This window comes from Cytobacillus firmus NBRC 15306, assembly GCF_001591465.1.
Taxonomy (GTDB): Bacteria; Bacillota; Bacilli; order Bacillales; family Cytobacillaceae; genus Cytobacillus; species Cytobacillus firmus.
The window spans coordinates 1-1,663 of sequence record NZ_BCUY01000201.1 but is presented as its reverse complement, the minus strand read 5'-3'; the positions used below and the strand labels follow the sequence as shown (position 1 = coordinate 1,663).

Here is a 1,663-nt window from a genome sequence, read left to right as displayed (position 1 = left end):
AAAATCGACCATTTCAGTTCCTTTAGTATCAATGCTTGTCCTTCCTTGCGGGTTTTATAGGCGGTTGCCCTTTTGACGGGGCATTCGTTGGTTTTGCGTTTGGAGTTATTGCGTGCCAACTGCCCTCACCCCTTTCTGGAGGATAAAAGGACAGGTTCACTTCCCGTATACATATTATAGCAGATGCGTTTCCAATTCTTAGAGGGGTTTCAAGGTTTTTGAAAAAAATCCCGGAGCATATATGCGCTCCGGGCTAATTCTGGACATGAGGAATTTAGCTGAAGGTCGCACCTTTTAGCAATTTGTCGTGTTGCCACAGAGGTCACACGCAAAATTAAATGGTCTTTCGTGGGTGGGTTGTAGGGGAAAAATGCAAATACACATCTTCTAAATCTCGAAACCTGTAGAATCTTTAATTTGTGATAAGGAGTAGTCTTAACTTTTATACATCTTTAAAGCAAGCAGGATTTTTTTTGATCCAACCTTCGGTCTACCTCCATTTCTTCCCCTAGCTCTAGCTGCCACCAAGCCATCTTTTGTTCTCTCACTAATAATGTCCCTTTCTAATTCTGCTATGCTAGCAAACATCCTGAAAAAGAATCGTCCCATAGCTGTCGTTGTGTCAATTTTATCTTGAATAGAAACGAAGTGAATTCCTTTTTCTTCAAACTGTTCCATGAGTTCAATTAAATGTTTGGTACTCCGACTGATACGATCTAATTTATTGACAACCACTGTGTCACCTTTACGGAGGATTTTTCATCTAACTGATGGCGATTTTTCTTTTTTCCCGATTCTTTTTCTTCGAGAATCTGATCCACATCATAATGTTTCAATGCATCAAGTTGTAATCCATCTTCCCACTTTCTGCTGATACATCAAGACCTGAATTTGAAGTAGATTGTTTATTACAAGGTAGAATAATCGTAATAGTAGATGGCTCTCCGTTAGTCATTATTGCTCCTGTAAACATTACTTTCTTGATTAAACAGCAGAAGATTCACATTTTAACTATTTACCCATTACGTTAGCTCGATTTTATCGATGGATAGGATTTCTTTTAGCTGTCTACCTACCCGGCTTCTGGATGGCACTGCTTGCATACCATCAAGATCAGATTCCTTTTCCTCTTCTTGCGACTGTAACTGTTGCAAGATCGGGTTTGCCATTTCCTGCACCCTTAGATTTATTCCTTTTTGAAATGTTCCGTGAAGCTGGCCAAAGATTACCCTCACCTCTTGGACAAACCCTCTCCGTGGTGGGCGGACTCATCATTGGTGACGCCGCAATTCGATCGGGTTTTATTTCTCCTTCAGTCATTGTTATTACGGCTCTTTCTGCCATTTCAGGGTATACACTAGCAAACCAAATATTAGCAAGTGCAATATCTATTCTCAGAGGCGTTGTTCTTGTTTGTTCGATTTTTATGGGTCTATACGGTTTTATAATTGCAGGATTTTTTATCGTTATTTATATAGCGAGGTTACGTTCTTTCGGAATCCCTTACCTAGCTTTAGTATTTCCGAAGTCTAGTTCGGATTTTTTTAAAGCACTGTTTCGATTACCATGGAAAAGTTATAGAGAACGAGTAAGTTATGTTCGTACGCGTGATAGCTCAAAGGCGGATGAAGGAGAGTGACGATATTGAAAATACGCAAACTCT

At 39.8% G+C, this 1,663-nt stretch carries 2 pseudogenes; one reads left to right on the top strand and one right to left on the bottom strand.

Features of this window, described 5'->3' with window-relative positions:
• Positions 1–438 precede the first annotated feature (438 nt).
• A pseudogene (locus BFI01S_RS21800) lies at positions 439–875 on the bottom strand (recombinase family protein); the annotation flags it as partial.
• On the opposite strand from BFI01S_RS21800, the pseudogene BFI01S_RS21795 reads away from it, so the two are divergent.
• Positions 855–1,639: pseudogene (locus tag BFI01S_RS21795) on the top strand (spore germination protein). The pseudogenes BFI01S_RS21800 and BFI01S_RS21795 sit on opposite strands and share 21 nt — an antisense overlap.
• The last annotated feature ends 24 nt before the right edge of the window (positions 1,640–1,663 follow it).